The 17,389-nt window shown below is 39.2% G+C and carries 15 protein-coding genes; 5 read left to right on the top strand and 10 right to left on the bottom strand.

Features of this window, described 5'->3' with window-relative positions; translation table 11 throughout:
• Complete coding sequence (gene ahpC, locus BBI08_RS16545; RefSeq protein ID WP_008497605.1) at positions 1–570, bottom strand: alkyl hydroperoxide reductase subunit C; 570 nt, start codon at positions 568–570, stop codon at positions 1–3.
• A 586-nt stretch (positions 571–1,156) separates the two neighbouring features.
• On the opposite strand from ahpC, the gene BBI08_RS16540 reads away from it, so the two are divergent.
• The 4 genes from BBI08_RS16540 to BBI08_RS16525 all read left to right on the top strand — a co-directional run bounded on the left by BBI08_RS16540 (position 1,157) and on the right by BBI08_RS16525 (position 7,195).
• Positions 1,157–2,671 (top strand): amidohydrolase family protein, encoded by a 1,515-nt coding sequence (locus BBI08_RS16540; RefSeq protein WP_051041692.1) that lies wholly within the window; start codon positions 1,157–1,159, stop codon positions 2,669–2,671.
• Positions 2,668–4,188 carry an amidohydrolase family protein gene (locus BBI08_RS16535; RefSeq protein WP_065528355.1) on the top strand — a complete coding sequence of 507 codons (1,521 nt, stop codon included), beginning with the start codon at positions 2,668–2,670 and terminating at the stop codon, positions 4,186–4,188. Before BBI08_RS16540 ends, BBI08_RS16535 begins: the two co-directional genes overlap by 4 nt.
• Positions 4,189–4,296: 108 nt before the next feature.
• Positions 4,297–5,811 carry a glutathione ABC transporter substrate-binding protein gene (locus BBI08_RS16530; RefSeq protein WP_051041691.1) on the top strand — a complete coding sequence of 505 codons (1,515 nt, stop codon included), beginning with the start codon at positions 4,297–4,299 and terminating at the stop codon, positions 5,809–5,811.
• Between the two features lie 169 nt (positions 5,812–5,980).
• Positions 5,981–7,195 carry an amidohydrolase gene (locus tag BBI08_RS16525; protein WP_008497599.1) on the top strand — a complete coding sequence of 405 codons (1,215 nt, stop codon included), beginning with the start codon at positions 5,981–5,983 and terminating at the stop codon, positions 7,193–7,195.
• Positions 7,196–7,232: 37 nt separating this feature from the next.
• On the opposite strand, the gene BBI08_RS16520 is transcribed toward BBI08_RS16525, so the two are convergent.
• From BBI08_RS16520 to BBI08_RS16485, 9 genes are all read right to left on the bottom strand, one after another.
• Positions 7,233–8,672 (bottom strand): cytosine permease, encoded by a 1,440-nt coding sequence (locus BBI08_RS16520; RefSeq protein WP_065528354.1) that lies wholly within the window; start codon positions 8,670–8,672, stop codon positions 7,233–7,235.
• Positions 8,659–9,837 carry a sodium:solute symporter family transporter gene (locus BBI08_RS16515; RefSeq protein WP_237146556.1) on the bottom strand — a complete coding sequence of 393 codons (1,179 nt, stop codon included), beginning with the start codon at positions 9,835–9,837 and terminating at the stop codon, positions 8,659–8,661. The genes BBI08_RS16520 and BBI08_RS16515 overlap by 14 nt, the downstream gene beginning before the upstream one ends.
• Before the next feature lie 30 nt (positions 9,838–9,867).
• Entirely contained in the window at positions 9,868–10,002 is a 135-nt protein-coding gene (locus BBI08_RS17380; RefSeq protein WP_257785801.1) for a hypothetical protein, read from the bottom strand.
• Positions 9,999–10,691: a response regulator transcription factor gene (locus BBI08_RS16510; protein WP_065528353.1), complete on the bottom strand. Its 693-nt coding sequence runs from the start codon at positions 10,689–10,691 to the stop codon at positions 9,999–10,001. Before BBI08_RS16510 ends, BBI08_RS17380 begins: the two co-directional genes overlap by 4 nt.
• An 8-nt stretch (positions 10,692–10,699) precedes the next feature.
• Positions 10,700–11,455: a sensor histidine kinase gene (locus BBI08_RS16505; RefSeq protein ID WP_065528352.1), complete on the bottom strand. Its 756-nt coding sequence runs from the start codon at positions 11,453–11,455 to the stop codon at positions 10,700–10,702.
• Positions 11,456–11,617: 162 nt separating this feature from the next.
• A complete protein-coding gene (locus BBI08_RS16500; RefSeq protein ID WP_065528351.1) occupies positions 11,618–12,613 on the bottom strand; it encodes an ABC transporter ATP-binding protein in 996 nt (331 codons plus the stop codon).
• Complete coding sequence (locus tag BBI08_RS16495; RefSeq protein ID WP_008497596.1) at positions 12,613–13,629, bottom strand: ABC transporter ATP-binding protein; 1,017 nt, start codon at positions 13,627–13,629, stop codon at positions 12,613–12,615. Before BBI08_RS16495 ends, BBI08_RS16500 begins: the two co-directional genes overlap by 1 nt.
• A 16-nt stretch (positions 13,630–13,645) precedes the next feature.
• Entirely contained in the window at positions 13,646–14,566 is a 921-nt protein-coding gene (gene nikB / locus BBI08_RS16490) for a nickel ABC transporter permease (protein WP_008497595.1), read from the bottom strand.
• A 28-nt stretch (positions 14,567–14,594) separates the two neighbouring features.
• Positions 14,595–15,497: an ABC transporter permease gene (locus tag BBI08_RS16485; RefSeq protein WP_008497593.1), complete on the bottom strand. Its 903-nt coding sequence runs from the start codon at positions 15,495–15,497 to the stop codon at positions 14,595–14,597.
• A 262-nt stretch (positions 15,498–15,759) separates the two neighbouring features.
• Here BBI08_RS16485 and BBI08_RS16480 point away from each other — a divergent pair, with 262 nt between their 5' ends.
• Positions 15,760–17,331: a glutathione ABC transporter substrate-binding protein gene (locus BBI08_RS16480; RefSeq protein ID WP_040850801.1), complete on the top strand. Its 1,572-nt coding sequence runs from the start codon at positions 15,760–15,762 to the stop codon at positions 17,329–17,331.
• Positions 17,332–17,389 lie beyond the last annotated feature (58 nt).

Raw genomic sequence — 17,389 nt, 5'->3', positions numbered from 1 at the left:
TTAAATTTTACCTACAAGATCAAGACTTGGCTTAAGTGTTTCGCTGCCTTCTTCCCATTTTGCCGGGCAAACTTCGCCGGGGTTGTTGCGTACATATTGTGCAGCTTTGATTTTGCCGACAAGCGTGCTTGCATCACGACCGATGCCATCTGCGTTAATTTCTGCAGCTTGAACAATGCCTTCTGGATCCAAAATAAATGTTCCACGTTGTGCCAAACCTGCATCTTCATCAAGTACATCAAAGCCGCGAGAAATGCGTTGTGACGGGTCACCAATCATTGTGTATTCAATCGTGCCGATTGCATCTGAATGGTCGTGCCAAGCTTTGTGCGTGAAATGAGTATCTGTAGACACAGAGTACACTTCAACTCCTAAACTTTTTAGTGTTGCGTATTGGTTTTGAAGATCTTCTAGCTCAGTTGGGCAAACAAATGTAAAGTCTGCTGGGTAAAAGCATACGACACTCCATTGACCTTTTAGGTTTTCTTCTGTTAGTTCGATAAAATCTCCGCTCCCAGCCTGGTATGCTGAAGCTTTAAATGGTTGGATTTCTTTCCCGATTAATGACATAAATAATGACCTCCTAATAATTTTAGAACAACTATGGATAACGAGTTAAAAATGATTTATTCAATTGATTTTCGTTATTTTATTATAATTATTCTAATGCTATTCTCATTGTTATATGAACTCGACTTTTTGTCAAAGAGAATCCGTTAGTCTACTGAAATTCTCTAGAATTCCTATGAATATTGAGTGAAAACGGCATAAATTATTAAATTCCAAGCAATTCTTTATCAAATTCAGAAAGAAAGTAACCAGTTTAAATAATGATTTCAGAATATTGTTAGCTGTAAGAAAATAATTGTATTTCTCAAATAGATGTCTGTAATTGATAGAGAAGATAGAGGTAGTTAGTTTGTATTTTTCTAGGAAGATATTAAAAATATTGAGAAACTGCTCACGTTCATTGATTTGGAAGGTGAATTTTTGTATATAACTATAAATTTAAAAAGAATGTTTTTTATCTCTAAAATATGAAAAAGGTATAAATAGTTTAAAAAGTTGTATTATTCTCTCAATTAAATTATTCCGCTGTTCTCTATAATGAATAATTAACGTGATAGTAGAACGCTATAAAAGGGGGAGTGGCATGATGATTGATTTGCTTTTAATAAATGGCACGCTGATCACAATGAATAAAGAACGAAGCATTATTTACGGTGGGGCAGTAGCCATCCATAACGGAAGAATTTTAGATGTGGGGCTAACTGCAGAATTGGAAGTGAAATACGAAGCTAAACAAATAATTAATTGCAAGCACCACTGTATTTTACCTGGATTGATTGATGTTCATGGTCACGGAGGCCATTCGATGTTCAAAACAATCGCCATGGACAACCTTGAACAATGGATGCCCATTATGACCAATACATACAATCATTATGTGACAGACGATTTTTGGTATCACGAAGGAAAGGTATCAGCATTAGAGCGATTAAAAGCCGGCATTACTACCGGTGTTTCCGTTATAGGTTCGACACCGCGAGCAGATGATCCTATTTTTGCATTAAATCATGCAAAGGCTTATAACGAAGTCGGAATTCGCAATGTCGTCTGTACTGGGCCTGCCAATCCGAAATGGCCAAAACTATACAGCCGCTGGGCTAACGGCAAAAGAGTTACTAAAGAAGTTGAATATAGGGATGTATTAAAAGGAACAGAAGCTGTTGTTGAAGCGTTGAACCATGCGAATAACGACAGAACAAGAGCTTTCGTTACACCATTTGTCATTGTGACATCTATTGAAGGTTCTGGTCCTACACCCCCGTCTAGATTACATCAGTTAACAGAACATGACCGCTACCAAGCGCGAAAAATTAGAGAAATTGCCAAAAAATATAAAACAAGAATCCATTCAGATGCATTTGGTGGAATGATTCATATGGCGATTCAAGACAAGGATTATGCTTTGTTAGGACCAGACGTTCATTTGCAACATTGCCGGGGAATTTCGTTTGATGAAGTGAAAATCCTAGCAGATACCGGAACCAATGTCAGTACAAGTGCGAGTATCACTCAGATGAAAGCAAGGACTCCAATTGTAGAATTGATCGAACTGGGAGCAACGGTCGCTATTTCTACAGATGGCACCTCTCCTTCAACTAGTTTTGATATGTTTCAAGCTATGCGAAAAACGCAATTGATTCATCAGGCTACGATGATGGATGAACATTATTTACCACCCGGTAAACTTTTGGAAATGGTTACAATCGACGCAGCTAAGTGTATTGGTTGGGATGATGAGCTTGGATCGATTGAAGTTGGAAAAAAAGCAGATATTATAACGGTGAATATGAAACAAGCGCATTTAACTCCTGAAACAATGCATATCCATCGATTAGTTTACCAAGCAGTTGGAAATGACGTAAATCATGTCATTGTTGATGGGAAAGTTTTAATGACTGACCGGAAAGTAACGACTGTTGAAGAAAATAAAATCATTGAAGAAGCCAATGACGAAGCTTTGGAAACCATTAAACGCGCAGGATTGGAGAAATATATGACTCCCACAAAATATTTCTGGGGATCGACGCGCACATACGTTGATGAAAAACGATTTGATGAAGCGGATTACGTATTCACTATTACAGAGGAGGAAAGTCCATGAAAACAAAACTAAAAGGCGCATATGTTATTGGCTACAATGGGGAAGATCACGTCATATTGAAAGATGCTGAAGTCGTTTATGAAGGAACATCGATTATTTATGTAGGGACCAGTTACATTGAGCCTGTAGATGAAACGATTGATTGTGGAAACTCTGTAATAAGCCCAGGGTTTATTGATTTAAATGCACTTGGCGATATTGATCACGACATTATTCACATTGAAGCAGATGGAGAGAAATCAAAAAATCTATTATGGTCTGAAAAATATATGAAAAATGGTCCGAAAGAAGTTATGACAGAAGAAGAAGAGGCGTTTAAATCTCAATATGCATATACCCAATTAATCTTAAACGGCATAACGACAGCAATGCCGATCACTTCTGTATTTTATAAAAAATGGGCAGAAACTTATGAGGAATTAGCATCAGCCGCAAACCACGCAGGAACTTTGGGGCTAAGAATCTATTTGGGACCGAGCTATCAATCGGGTATGCGTGTTGTTCAACCTGATGGAACAATACGTTTAGAATGGGATGAAGATGGCGGAAGAAGAGGTCTTGAAAGTGCAGTGAAGTTTATAGAAGAGTTTGACGGTACTTATGATGACTTAGTGAAAGGAATGCTCGCGCCAGAGCGGATTGAATGCCAGACAGAAGAAAGTTTGAAACAGACTAAAGCCTATAGCGAGACATTAGGAGTTCCGATTAAACTTCATGCTGCACAAGGAAGTTTCGAATACCACACAATCGTTGAAAAGCATGGTGTCACACCAATTCAATACCTTAAAGATTTAGGGTTTTTAGGTCCGAAAACAGGCATTCCACATGCTAATTTTATTGCAGGTTATAGTGAAGCGGAAACAGGACAAGGTGACGATATAAAAATATTATATGAAACCGGTACGACTGTCATCCATTGTCCAGTCATTATGGGAAGACGTGGTAGCGGGCTAGAATCATTTGCGAAATACAAACGTTCAGGCATTAACGTAGCCATTGGTACAGATACCTTTCCTCCGGATATCTTCCAAAACATTCGGGCAGGTAGTATGATTTCTCGCATGCATGAAAAGGACGTCGAAAGTTCATCATTTGCTGAATTTTTCAGAGCGGTCACTCTTGGTGGTGCAAAATTTTTAGGTAGAGAAGACCTTGGTAAGTTAGCTGTAGGAGCAAAAGCAGATATTATTGTCGTCGATTTAGCTGGTTATCATATGGGTGTGAGTGACGATCCCATTCGAACAATGATTATGAATGGGTCGGGAAGAGATATTAAACTTTCTATTATAAATGGGAAAATTGTTATGAAAGATAGACAAATCCCTCAGATTGATTTGAAAGAACTTCAGTCAAAAGCTCAGTGCTATTTCAAAAAAATGAAAAAAGGCTATTTAGAAAGAGATTATCAACAGTTAGGAGAAGAAAAGCTTTTTAACTCTTCTTTTTCTGTAGTTAACTCAGTTGGAAAAGATTTAAGTAAAGATTGTGTAAAAATCAGTAAAGATACTGAAACTTAATTGTCAGAATATTTTTTATAATTAACTAATAAAATCGAAACATGAGGGGGAAATAATTTGAACAAGGTTCAATGGATAAGAAACGGGATAGCTTCAGCATTAATTGTTATGTCTCTGGCTGGTTGCTCTACTGGAGAAAAAGCAGCATCAACAGAAAATGGCGAAGTAAAAGCTGCCGGTTCTGAAGATACGTTAATTATCGCAAGACTTTCAGATGCTGAAAGTTTGGATCAGCAATTTATGTCAACTATCAATGCAGCGAGCGTCACTCATGGGAAAATTTATGAAGGCCTGGTTGGCCGTGATCGAAACGCAGAACTGCAACCACTATTAGCAGAAAGCTGGGAACAGCTTGACGATAAAACGTGGGAATTCAAGCTTCGTCAAGATGTTAAATTCCATGATGGGACAGATTTTACAGCAGAGGCTGTAAAAGCAACATTTGATCGATTGTTGGACCCAGAAGTAGGTTCTCCTCGAGCAGGCGTGTTGTCGATGGTAGAAGAAGTAAAAATCATTGATGATTTTACGGTTCAATTTTTATTGTCGGAGCCTTACTCTCCACTTCTTTCAATCTTAGCAAGTCATGAGAGCGGTATCATCAGCCCGAAGGCAATTGAAGAGTTCGGCGGAGATGACATACAGGAACCAAGTGGCACAGGACCATTTGTTTTTGAATCATGGACACCGGGACAAGTGATTATCTTAAATCGAAACGAAGACTACTGGGGCACACTAGCCAAAGTAGGAAGAGTCGAATTTAAAGTTGTACCAGAAGAAACTACGCGTACAGCAATGGTTGAAACGGGAGAAGCTCATATTGCTGAACCTTTATCCATCGCACAATTTGATGCGGTCAATGCTTCTCAAAATTCTAAAGTTTATCAAAGTGAAGGATTTGGAACTGAGTATATTACGTTTAACGTTGAAAAAGCACCTTTTAACGACGTTAGAGTAAGACAAGCAGTTTCACACGCTATCGAAATGGATGCAATCCGAAAAGGCGTTTATAATAATGTCGGTGGAGAAGCGAATTCACTATTAGGACCTAAAGTGTTTGGTTATCACGAAGGACTAGAAACATATGAATACAATCTTTCTGAAGCTAAAAGATTACTTGCTGAAGCGGGTTATTCAGATGGCCTCGAAATTAAATTGTCGACAATGGATAATAAAGAAAGAATTAGTTTAGCGGAAGTAGTTCAGTCACAACTAAAAGGAATAGGTATTAAAGTAACAATTGAAGTGATGGAATATGGAACATTTGTAGAATCCACTCATTCTGGTGATACCGAAATGTTCATCATTAGTTGGAGAAATGCGACAGGAGATGCTGATTACAACCAGTATAACTTGATGCATTCAAGCTCGATAGGAGCTAGTGGTAATACATCATTTTATAGCAATTCCGAAGTAGATGGGTTAATTGAAGAAGCACGAAAAGAAGCAGATTCTGAAAAACGAATCGAACTATACGCAAAAGCACAAGAAATTGAAATGGAAGAAGCGGTATACATTCCGATACGCGTAATCGAAAATGTCGCAGCAATGTCTAAAGATGTCAGCGGTTTTGAAATCAGTCCATCTGGATATTTGGAAATCAATAACGTATCGATAAAATAACAAGCAAAAAGGGATATCCAAAAGGATACCCCTTTTGCTTGTAAGGTGAAAACAAGCTATATATAACAGACTGTCGAGAAATTAACCTTACCGATAAATTTCTCTAAATACGTAAATAATCTAGTCAAAAAGATAAAATTTTATATCAACTTATAATAGGAGGCTCAACATGTACATATTGAAGAAAGTCTTACTCGAAACAGGTTATGTGAAAGAAAATGGACAAGTAAGAGCTACTGAGACAAAAATGGTACATTTAAAAATTGAAGAAGGTCGGATCGCAGAAATAATCGACTCAGAACAAGCACTTCCAAAAGACGTAAAAACGATGGATGGTAAAGGACTGCTCGTGTTACCTGCTTTTAAAGAAAAACATGTTCACCTTGATAAAACTTATATGGGAGAACCATGGCGCGCTTGCGTATCTGCTACTTCTGTCATTGAAAGAAGCACTATAGAAAAAAACATTCTTGCATCGATTGAAATGAGCACAGTAGATAGAGCGAAAAATTTGCTAGATGTGTTGCTGTCACACGGTTCGACAGCCGTTAGGACGCATGTCGATATTTATCCAGAAGTTGGACTGGAGAATTTAAGTGGGGTTCAGACTGCATTGGCTGATTATGAACAGCAAGTCGATTCGGAAATTGTCGCATTTGCTCAGCATGGCTTACTTTATGGCAATACAGTTGAGCTGATGAGAGAAGCAGTACGTAACGGTGCAGGGCTAGTAGGATCAGTTGACCCGGCAACGGTCGATTTGAATATCGAAGCGTCGCTTGTTCAATTGATGGATATAGCAGTCGAAGGAAACGTCGGAATTGATTTACATTTGCATGACCCAGGTCATTTAGGGACATTTACCATGAAGCGCTTGGCTGCCTTAACGAAAGAAGCTGGCTGGCAAGGGAAAGTAGCAATCAGTCATGCCTTCGGACTAGGTGATGTAACCCCTTCAGAAGCAAGAGCAGTAGCGGAGTCTTTGAAAGAAGCAGGAGTGTCGATTATTTCGAGTGTACCTATCGGCAGGAATATTCCACCTGTTAGTTTGCTAGCTGATGTAGGAGTGAATGTTTCACTTGGGAATGATAATATTTATGATTCTTGGTGGCCAACAGGAAACGGAGATGTGTTGGAGCGACTCGGAAGGTTAGTGGAGATTAATCGTTGGACAGACGAGTTGTCGCTGTCTCAGGCTTTGCGTTTTATAACCGATGGCATTACCCCTCTGACAGCGAATGGAGAGCAGGTATGGCCAGTGAAAGGTGACGTGGCTAGCTTTGTCTTAGCAGATGCTAAATGTGCTGCAGAGGCTGTAGCGAGACGAGCAAAACGTACAGCTGTTTTCCATAAAGGATCACTCGTAGCTGGACAATTAAATTAAAAGAAAAAAAGAGAGGATGGCTGCCATCCTCTCTTTTTTACTGAATTTTTTTAAAATTGAAAGTTGTTTGGATGGAATAGAAAGTGATGTATAAGCAAGCAGAGACTATGATTCCGAGAAGTGAGGAAATTGTATAAAACACTTCTAGTGCAGCAATTTTACTACCGAGTAGACTGAGTCCCCCGGTGAGTATAGTCGCTAGTAATGCGGGAACTTGAAAAGAAGCGAGCGGTTGCTTTCCTCGAATTCCATATACCGCATCTAGATTGATCATTTTTTTCGATATAAAGTAATAGTGCGTCAGCATTACCCCAATAACAGGGCTTAACAGCGCTCCTACCATATTAAGAAACATGAAGATGCTCGTGGGGTTCTCCATCAGCTTCCAAGGCAATAATAGAATGCCTAAAGTCGCTACGACAAGCGCGCTCTTTTTGAAATTTAATTTAGTTGGAAAAAGAGCTGTTAATTGATTGGCAGCGGGAATCACATTTCCGACAATATTTACGGATAAAGTTGCAAGTGCCAATGTCGTCAACGAAAGAATGACAGCGAACACACTGTCGAAATTATTGACCACTTCGAGCACATTCCAGACAGGAACACCAAAAGCAATTTCAGAGCCGATTATAATGGAGATACTAGCGCAAGCAAACAATAGATAAGTGGCTAAAATACCGATAAATTGTCCACCTGCATGTGCTCGTTTGGAGCTTGAATAGCGAGTGATGTCGGAAACACTTAAAATCGGTGCAACCCATGTAGCAACGATAGCAGAAACACAAGAAACTAATAGAAATAAACTCACATCTCTGCCACCAGAGGGTTCGAAATCTAAAATCATCTCTACTCCACCAGCTAATTGAATTGACCAAATGGACATGCCACCAAAGACGATAAAGATGAGGACTGTCACACTTTTTGTCAGCCTACCGAGTGTATTAACATCAGCAAAAATAAACAAGAGATTAATGAGCCAAAACAATAAAAAAGAAAGTAGACTAGATAAACTCAAGCCGAGAAAAAGAAAATTGCCGCCGAGTGTTAGATACCCTGGGAAGAATGTACCGATAAAAATTGAAACAGCAATACTCCCCGCATAGGTTTGTAATCCGAACCACATAATTCCTGCTATGATCCCTCTGAAAACTCCTGGAAGAATAGCACCTTTTCTACCGTAGCTAGCGCGTAAAAGAATAGAAAATGGTACGCCATATTTATTTCCTGCATGACCATTAAGAACGAGTAATACCGCTACGAGTAGAGCCGCACAGCAAATTACCACAAAAACCTGGCCAGTAGAAAGTCCTAATGCAAAAAAACCACCAATCGTAACGTAAGACGGGATGTTATGAACAGATCCCATCCAAACCGAAAAATAATTACTGAAATTCCACGTACGACTTTCGAGAGCAGTCGGAAGTAAGTCACTATTGATTGAAGAGAGCGGGCTAGTCTCTTGGTTAATTTGTGTCATAAGGCTGCTCCTCCGAACTTGAACTCGCGGGGGAATGTTGTTGAATGGCTTTTTTTATAAGGAACAAGCCGCAAAGAATTCCCGAAAGTAAAAAACTAATCCATACCGATTCAAAGTAAGTCGTAAACGGAGAAGAAATAAACCCACCGACGATACCAACAAAGGAAGAAAGAACAGGAGGAAGCGTTTCGTTACCTTTGCTGAAAACGATATAGAGAATGGCGAAAATCATAGAGCTATAAATATTGCCAAAGAAAAACAATAATTGAGTAGGGTAGGGTGTTAAGAAAAGTGCTGCTAAAAAGAGGACAGCAATCAGTGCTAAAGAGAAGATATTTTTATACTTGAATTGCTGTTGTGTCGACAATGGTTTAAATTCAGCAACAACATTTCGAATGAAAAGTGTATTTAATGAGTGTAATTCTGAGCTAGCGGCAGATAAAACAGCAGCAAAGCAAAAGAGAACGAAAACAAAAATCAATACATTTGAATTTAAAATACTAATCAGTTCAAAAATAAGAGAGTAAGGATTATCAAATGAACGTCCAGAAATTGCTAACAAAAATAGTGAAGTGATGGCAATGGGAATCGTAAACCAAATCATTCCGGTGAGGACAAAAGCCATTTTAACCTTTTCTTTCTTGATGATAAATACTCTTTGCCACGTAGCTCGGTCCGTTATCATCTGTCCAAAAAACACCAGTAAACCGGTTGAAATAAACCATAACGATTCGTTATTCTTTGTAAATAATAAGTAGGGATGATAAAGACGAATGCCTTCAAAGATTGTCGTAACCCCTTCGTGCATATACGAATAGACAGGAATGAGAATAATCGTTCCAAAAATTAAGATGACACTTATTCCAGCCAATTGATGGATTCGGTAAAGACCACCAATTCCACCGATCAAAAACAATAGAAACAAAAAAACCATCATTCCGATGAAAAGTGGAAAAGGAAAGAGGATATATAGCAGCAATCCGGCACCCATGGTTTGAATAAACAGGGCATAGATTCCCATCGCAAAAAGCAGAATCATCATATACCAGTATCCGAACGGATTCAGCTTTTGCTTTAGCACATCGCCAATGGTCATCTGGCCTGTGAAAGTATAGCTGATTTTCCGAGCAACAAAGCCAAAAAGAACCAAAGCAAGGCCACCCATAAATGCATAGCCAATCCCTCCTATTAAACCTTATCGAATGAGTGTTTGAGGAGAGGAGAGAATGGTATTTCCCGTAATCCATCTAGCCAGTATGCTAACAACTCCAAAGGCAATTCCCAGCTGAACAGCTCCTTGAATATAAAAATCAAAACTTTTTTTCTTCAATGCCCGGTCTCCTTTAGTCGAAAGTCTCTAGGTGATAATCCAGTCTCTTTTCGAAACATCTGGCTGAAGTAATGCTGGCTATTAAATCCACATTTTTCGGAAACTTCTCCGATGCTGGCTTCTGGTCGATCGATTAACATCTTTTTAGCCATCATTAAGCGGTAATTATTTACGTATTCAGAAAATCCAACGCCAACTTCTTCTTGGAATTTTCGGCTTAAGTAAGCGGGGTTGATATGAATTTTTGTTGCTAAAAAATGCAATGTAATTTTTTCTTCATAATTTTGATGAATTAGTTTAATCGATTGTTGAATTTGGTGTGAGTAATGGGTGAGTTGTGAGTAATTATTTAATACTTTTACTAAATCTTCTTCGATTACTGGCTTTGTAATGTAATCGACAACCCCTAACCGCAGTGCTGTATGAGCATATTCAAAGCTTTGATAAGCCGTTACCATGACAATATCCGCATCGGAAACGGCTTTCAATTCTTTGGCCAGTTCAAGTCCGGTTTTACCTGGTAATTGGATATCCAAAAATGCTAAAAATATATCGGAGTGGCTTACTATTTTCATTGCTTGAGAAGCATCTTGAGCTTTGTATATGTCCCACATCGGAAAATTCTTGTTGATCAAATACTCCATTTGTTCCAATTCAAGTGGTTCGTCATCGACAAGCAGGATGTTCATCAGTAGCTTCACTCCTTTAAATCTATTTGATAAACAAGTGGAAATAGTACTTTTACGGTCGTCCAGTCATTTGAATGCGTTATGCCAAGGAATTTTTCATCATCTGGAAACAATAAATTCAACCTTTTAGAAATATTAGAAAGGCCGGTCCCATCGTCAGATGAACGTTGCTGTTCTTCGTTTGGTAGACTGTTAGCAACAAGGATGCACAGCATAGAGTCTTGCTTTGAGATGACTATTTGAAGTTCAGCTTTTCCGGCTTTTTTCTCGAAAGAATGCTTAAAGGCATTTTCAACGAGTGTTTGAATTAAAAAAGGCAGCGTGATGGCTTTTTGGACAGCTGGCTCAACATCGATTTGATAATCGAGCCGTTCTCGAAAGCGAATTTTTTGGATATCTAAATAAGAAATGACGTACGATAATTCGTCCTCAACCGTAATGAATGTAGTGTTTGTTTTATATTTATGCTTTAAAAGCTTTGAGAATGTCTCGATTGAATAAATCAGTTCTTCTTTTCGTTCAAGTCGAGCCAGACTTAAAATCGAATTCATGGTATTAAAAAAGAAATGAGGTTGTATTTCTTGATTTAGTTGATTGTAGAGAGCTTTTTGTAATTCGTTCTCTAAAGCAATTTCATTCTTTTCTTTTTCAATCAAATCAATCCGTTTTTCAAAAACAAACAAAAATAATAATGTGAAGGCACCTATAAGTGGGGCAAGTACACATATTAAAATATAAAGGGAAAAAGCTTCTATCGTCAGCATCGCATGCACTGCTCCTTGCTTTACTGAGTATTAGGAATGAGAGGGGGCGAATGAAAGTAGAGCACTCTGTTTTTGGAGGGCTGTTACCTAAACCTACTCCAATATTCAGAAATGCTCAATAGTTATATCACATTATTTCGTTAATACTAATAAAGAACTTCTTTATCCTAATAGTTCCTCAGCATAATGGCAGCTAACAAAATGGTTAGAACGCAATTCTCTTAAAGCAGGCTCTTCAGATTTGCACCGATCTGTAGCAAAAGGGCAACGTGTATGAAAACGACAACCACTTGGCGGGTTAATTGGAGACGGAACATCACCTTTTAACAAGATTCGTTCATTCTTGACGGCTGGATTTGGTACAGGAATTGAAGACAACAAAGCTTTCGTATATGGGTGTAGAGGAACCTCAAATAAATCTTTTTTGTCTGAGATTTCTACGATTTTTCCTAAGTACATGACCATCACACGATCAGAAATATATCGTACGACACTTAAATCATGTGAGATGAAGAGGTAGGTCAGCTTAAATTGCTTCTGTAATTTTTTCAACAAGTTTAAAATTTGAGCTTGAATAGAGACATCGAGTGCTGATACAGCTTCATCGCAAATGATTAGTTTCGGGTCGACTGCAAGAGCGCGTGCAATTCCGATTCGTTGGCGCTGACCCCCACTAAATTCGTGGGGGTAACGGTTCAATGCTTCGCCTGGGAGACCAACCAAGTTTAATAATTCAATCATTCTATCATGTTGTAATTGTTTTTCGACAGATTTTTGAATAGTCATGGCTTCTCGAAGAATTTGTTTAACTGTTTGCCTTGGATTTAGCGAAGCAAACGGATCTTGGAAAATTACTTGCAAGTCACCCCGCAGTTCGCGCATTTCCTGTTTGGTCAAATCCACAATATTTTTTCCTGCATATAAAACCTTACCATCTGTTGGCTCATCAAGTCTTAAAATCGCACGACCCGTTGTCGATTTTCCGCAACCGGATTCCCCTACAATGCTCAGCGTTTCCCCTTCGTTTACGACAAAAGAAATATCATCAACTGCTTTAACATATGCTTTTGGCTGAAAAATAGAATCTTTCTTTACAGAGAAGTATTGTTTTAAATTAGAAACTTCCAATAAGACTTTTTTCTCTTCGATTATTTGCATTAGCTGAATACCTCCTCTTGTAGTTTTTCACCTGTCCATTCGTTTGAGTACATCCAGCAGCGAACTTTCGAACCATCTTGGTGTTCAAGAAGTTCAGGTTGTTTCTGATGGCACATGGCTTCTGCGAACGGGCAACGGGATGCGAAGCGACATCCTTCAGGCATGCTGTAAGAACTTGGCACGCTGCCTTCAATTGTGTAAAGTTCTTCTTTGTCTTCATCAATTTTTGGTAGAGATGCTAAAAGCCCCCGTGTATAAGGGTGCTTAGGTTCATCAAAAAGATTTTGCGTAGGTGCATATTCTACGATATTCCCTGCGTACATGACTGCGACTTTATTACATGTCTCTGCGACTACACCCAGGTCGTGAGTAATCATGATGACGCCCATGCCTAGTTTTGTTTGTAAATCTTTAATCAGTTCCAAAATTTGAGCTTGAATTGTTACATCTAGAGCCGTTGTTGGTTCATCTGCAATCAGCACTTCGGGATTACAAGAAAGTGCCATAGCGATCATGACACGCTGCCGCATTCCACCGCTCAATTGAAAAGGCTCTTGTTTCGCACGTTTTTCAGGAGAAGGAATCCCGACTAACTTCAACATATCGATAGCTTTCGCACGTGCTTCTTTTTTATTCATTTTCTGGTGAAGGCGAATAGCCTCTGCAATTTGTTCGCCGACAGGAATTACAGGATTTAGAGAAGTCATAGGTTCTTGAAAAATCATCGAAATTTCATTGCCACGAATTTTGCGCATTTCATTGTCTGAAAGAGTTACTAAATCTCTTCCTTTGAACAAAACTTCGCCGCCTTCAATTTTTCCTGGGGGAGTTGGGATTAATCGAAGAATCGATAGTGACGTAATACTTTTACCGCAACCAGACTCACCTACAATCCCCAAAGTTTCTCCCTTTTTAAGAGAAAAGTCGATACCATCTACGGCTTTACTAACGCCGCGCTTTGTATGGAAATAAGTTTTTAAATTTTTAACTTCTAAAATAGTTTCACGTGGTTCCATTCTAATGCACCGCCTTTTAGTTTAGTTCAATCCGTTTATTAAAGAATCTATACAAAACATCTACTAGTAAATTGACGGCTACGAAGACTAAGGAAGCGACCAGTACGCCACCTTGAACCATTGGTAAGTCACGCATTCTGATTGAATCGACAATCATTCGTCCAAGTCCATTGATAGCAAAAATAGATTCAACGAGTACTGTCCCACCCAGTAACGCTCCGAACTGAAGACCGATAACTGTAATAACGGGGATCAAGGCATTTCGTAAGGCGTGTTTGTAAACAATGACGCGTTCTTTCACGCCTTTTGCTCGAGCAGTCCGAATATAATCTTGACGAATAACCTCAAGCATACTTGAACGAGTCATTCGCGCAACGATAGCTGCACCACCTGCACCGAGTGTGAAAGCAGGTAAGACAATGTGCGCTAGACTATCCCAACCGGCTACCGGGAATATTTGAAGCTTTACGGAGAATCCGTACATCAGCATCAAACCGAACCAAAAGCTCGGTAAAGAAATTCCTAGAAGGGCGATAACCATTACAACCGTATCGATAATGGAGTAAGGTTTTACCGCTGAAATGATGCCAGCAGCCATTCCAAGAACAATCGTGATGATTGTACTAAAGATGGCCAATTCCAGTGTAATCGGCAGTCGTAACATAATTTCATCAAGTACTGGTTGATTGTTCTTTAAAGAAGTTCCAAGGTCACCGCGGAATATATTGGTGACATAGTCAATGTACTGGGCGTACAAGGGTTGGTTAAGACCAAGTTGTGTTCGAAGCGCTTCAATTGTTTCTTGTGTGGCACCTTCACCAGCTAACAGGACTGCTGGGTCACCGGGAACAAGCTGCATGATGATGAATACTACGATCGTCACTCCGAAGATGACGGGAATTGTTTGGAATAGACGTCTTAAAATGAACATGAGCATGGAAAGAACCTCCTCTATATGAGTATTATTATTTTTTCATACGTGGATCAAATGCATCACGTAAACCATCACCGAAGATGTTAAAGCCAAGAACGAGAAATGCGATAGCAAGACCTGGGAAGATAGCGATATATGGAGCGGTGAAAAGAAAATCTCGTCCGCTACTGAGCATCGTTCCCCATTCTGAAGAGGGTGGCTGAGCACCTAATCCTAAGAAAGATAAACCTGCAGCTGACAGAATCGCTGTTGCTACTCGTAATGTTCCTTGAACAATAATGGGTGACAAGATGTTAGGAAGAATATGTTTGAAAATAATCGTACCGTCTCTTGCACCAAGTGAACGAATCGCGTCAATGTATTCCAGTTGTTTTACTTCTAATGTAGAACCTCTTACTATTCGTGCAAACAGAGGAACTGAAAAGGCTCCAACTGCAATTGTTACGTTGATTAGGCTTGGTCCTAATGCACTGACGATTGCAAGTGCTAGTAGAATTCCTGGGAAAGCTAAGAGCACGTCCATGCAACGCATAATAATAGTGTCCAACCATTTGCCGTAATATCCGGCGATTAATCCTAGAGTGATACCAAAAAATCCACCAAAGATAACAGCCGCAAAACCTACCCCCATCGACAACCTAGATCCATAAAGAATACGGCTAAGGATATCTCTTCCTTTATCATCTGTACCCATCCAATGTTCCATTGATGGAGGAATCAGTTTATTGTCCAAATTGATATCGTGTGGATGATAAGGAGCTAAAACAGGTGCGAAAACTGCAATGAAGATATAGAAGAGAATAATGAGGCCTCCTACAACTGCAGCTTTGTTCTCCATAAAGACAGACAAGAAGTTGCCAAATACGGATTGCCTCGGGTGATCGATTGTTTGTGTAACAAGTAATGGTTTTTCTTTGTCCATTTCAATTTTCATACTATCCCTCCAAAACTGATTATTTTTAACTGAAAAGCTTCTGCTTATCAACATGAAGCAGCAGGGCGATTTATTTCAAATTATCAGAATCTCACTGAAAGTAAATGGAATTACCAATAGTAGTCGAAATAGTTAAATTATTTGTAGATAAAATGTAAAAAATCTTCTAACTATTCTCTTATCATTAAGAATGAGCTTGAGATAAACGGGTACTGCTCATCGTTAAAGGCAACAAAATTACAAGGAGAAAGAGGGAGACTTTATGAAGAGAAACAATTTTAAGCACGTTGTATTAGGCTCTATGCTACTAGTTGTTCTATTACTACTTGCAGCATGTTCTACCAATTCTGCACAATCAACGGAGAAAGAAGTATCAGCCGGTGGGAACTCATCAGGAGGCACTTTGAATATCGTTCGACTTTCAGATGCTACTAACTTAGATCCGCATTTCATCACGGATATTCCATCTGCGAATATTAACTACCAGAAAGTATATGAAAATTTAGTAAAGCCAGATGAAGATTTCGTACTTCAGCCATCACTTGCTAAAGAATGGACAGTGATTGATGATACAACATGGGAATTCAAATTGAATGAAGGAATCAAGTTCCATGACGGAGCTACTTTTGACGCAGAAGCGGTTAAAGCTACATTCGACCGTCTGCTAGACCCAGAAACAGGTTCGCCACAACGCGAGAAATTTTCAATGATTAAAGAAGTGAAAATAATAGATCCAACGACGGTGCAATTGCTTTTGGAGTACCCATATGCACCACTACTATCTATCTTAGCTAGCCAAGAAGGCAGTATCCTAAGCCCGAAAGCATTAGCGGAAGATCCAGAATCCTTGAGAGATAAGCCAGTTGGAACTGGACCATTTGTCTTTGAAGAGTGGAAGAGTGGTCAAGAAATTTCACTAACTAGAAATGAAGAATACTGGGGTGAAAAAGCAAATGTTGACCGGGTCGTTTTCAAAGTTGTACCAGAAGATGCAACAAGACTAGCGATGATTGAAACAGGAGAAGCACATATTAATGACCAAGTTCCGGTCACTGAAATCGAACGAATTGAAGCTTCTAGCACGATGGGTCTTACACGTACAGAAGGTCTTGCAGTAGAGTTCCTCGGGTTTAATACCGAGAAAGCGCCGTTGAACGATATACGTGTCCGTAAAGCAATCAGTCATGCTATCGAACGCGAATCGATTATCTCAGGTGTATATAACAATGTAGGGACTTTGGCAAACTCGGCGATGAGCCCGAAAGTTTTTGGCCATAGTGAAAATACCAAACCTGCGGAATACGATTTAAACGAAGCGAAAAAATTACTGAAAGAAGCTGGAGCAGAGGACTTAAAAATTTCATTACTGACAAGCGATAGAAAAGAACGTATCAATATGGCAGAAGTCATTCAGTCTCAATTAAAAGGAATTGGCATTGAAGTAGAAATTCAGGTAGTCGAATACGGTACGTTTATTGAAATGACAAATGCTGGAGAGCAGCAAATGTATATTAGCGGTTGGGGTAATGCGACGGGTGATGGCGACTACAATCAATACAACCTGTTCCATACGGCGTCACAAGGACCTGCTGGTAACTCTTTTTACTACAGCAATCCAGAAGTAGACAAATTGATTGAAACAGCACGTGAAGAAACAGACGAGAACAAGCGATTAGAAATTTATGAAGAACTAGCACAAATAGAGCTTGACGATGCCGTATACGTACCCATTCGTAATTACGAGCATATGGCAGTGCACAACGAGAGTGTTAGTGGCTACTGGTTAAATGCTGCAAACTATTTAATGATCGATAAAGTGAAAATAGCTGAATAATATTAAAAAAATAAACAGAAAAAGCACTGCCTTTAGTGCTCTTTCTGTTTTTCAATGG

It is taken from the genome of Planococcus halocryophilus (assembly GCF_001687585.2).
Classification (GTDB): Bacteria; Bacillota; Bacilli; order Bacillales_A; family Planococcaceae; genus Planococcus; species Planococcus halocryophilus.
The sequence above is the reverse complement of the archived record's forward strand: the minus strand, read 5'-3'. Positions and strand labels throughout refer to the sequence as shown.

What these genes read in the sequence shown, in the direction of transcription:
- ahpC (WP_008497605.1), bottom strand. Translation starts at nt 570, where the DNA reads ATGTCATTAATCGGGAAAGAAATCCAACCATTTAAAGCTTCAGCATAC.
- BBI08_RS16540 (WP_051041692.1), top strand. Translation starts at nt 1,157, where the DNA reads ATGATTGATTTGCTTTTAATAAATGGCACGCTGATCACAATGAATAAA.
- BBI08_RS16535 (WP_065528355.1), top strand. Translation starts at nt 2,668, where the DNA reads ATGAAAACAAAACTAAAAGGCGCATATGTTATTGGCTACAATGGGGAA.
- BBI08_RS16530 (WP_051041691.1), top strand. Translation starts at nt 4,297, where the DNA reads ATGTCTCTGGCTGGTTGCTCTACTGGAGAAAAAGCAGCATCAACAGAA.
- BBI08_RS16525 (WP_008497599.1), top strand. Translation starts at nt 5,981, where the DNA reads ATGTACATATTGAAGAAAGTCTTACTCGAAACAGGTTATGTGAAAGAA.
- BBI08_RS16520 (WP_065528354.1), bottom strand. Translation starts at nt 8,672, where the DNA reads ATGACACAAATTAACCAAGAGACTAGCCCGCTCTCTTCAATCAATAGT.
- BBI08_RS16515 (WP_237146556.1), bottom strand. Translation starts at nt 9,837, where the DNA reads ATGGGTGGCCTTGCTTTGGTTCTTTTTGGCTTTGTTGCTCGGAAAATC.
- BBI08_RS16510 (WP_065528353.1), bottom strand. Translation starts at nt 10,691, where the DNA reads ATGAACATCCTGCTTGTCGATGACGAACCACTTGAATTGGAACAAATG.
- BBI08_RS16505 (WP_065528352.1), bottom strand. Translation starts at nt 11,455, where the DNA reads ATGCTGACGATAGAAGCTTTTTCCCTTTATATTTTAATATGTGTACTT.
- BBI08_RS16500 (WP_065528351.1), bottom strand. Translation starts at nt 12,613, where the DNA reads ATGCAAATAATCGAAGAGAAAAAAGTCTTATTGGAAGTTTCTAATTTA.
- BBI08_RS16495 (WP_008497596.1), bottom strand. Translation starts at nt 13,629, where the DNA reads ATGGAACCACGTGAAACTATTTTAGAAGTTAAAAATTTAAAAACTTAT.
- nikB (WP_008497595.1), bottom strand. Translation starts at nt 14,566, where the DNA reads ATGCTCATGTTCATTTTAAGACGTCTATTCCAAACAATTCCCGTCATC.
- BBI08_RS16485 (WP_008497593.1), bottom strand. Translation starts at nt 15,497, where the DNA reads ATGAAAATTGAAATGGACAAAGAAAAACCATTACTTGTTACACAAACA.
- BBI08_RS16480 (WP_040850801.1), top strand. Translation starts at nt 15,760, where the DNA reads ATGAAGAGAAACAATTTTAAGCACGTTGTATTAGGCTCTATGCTACTA.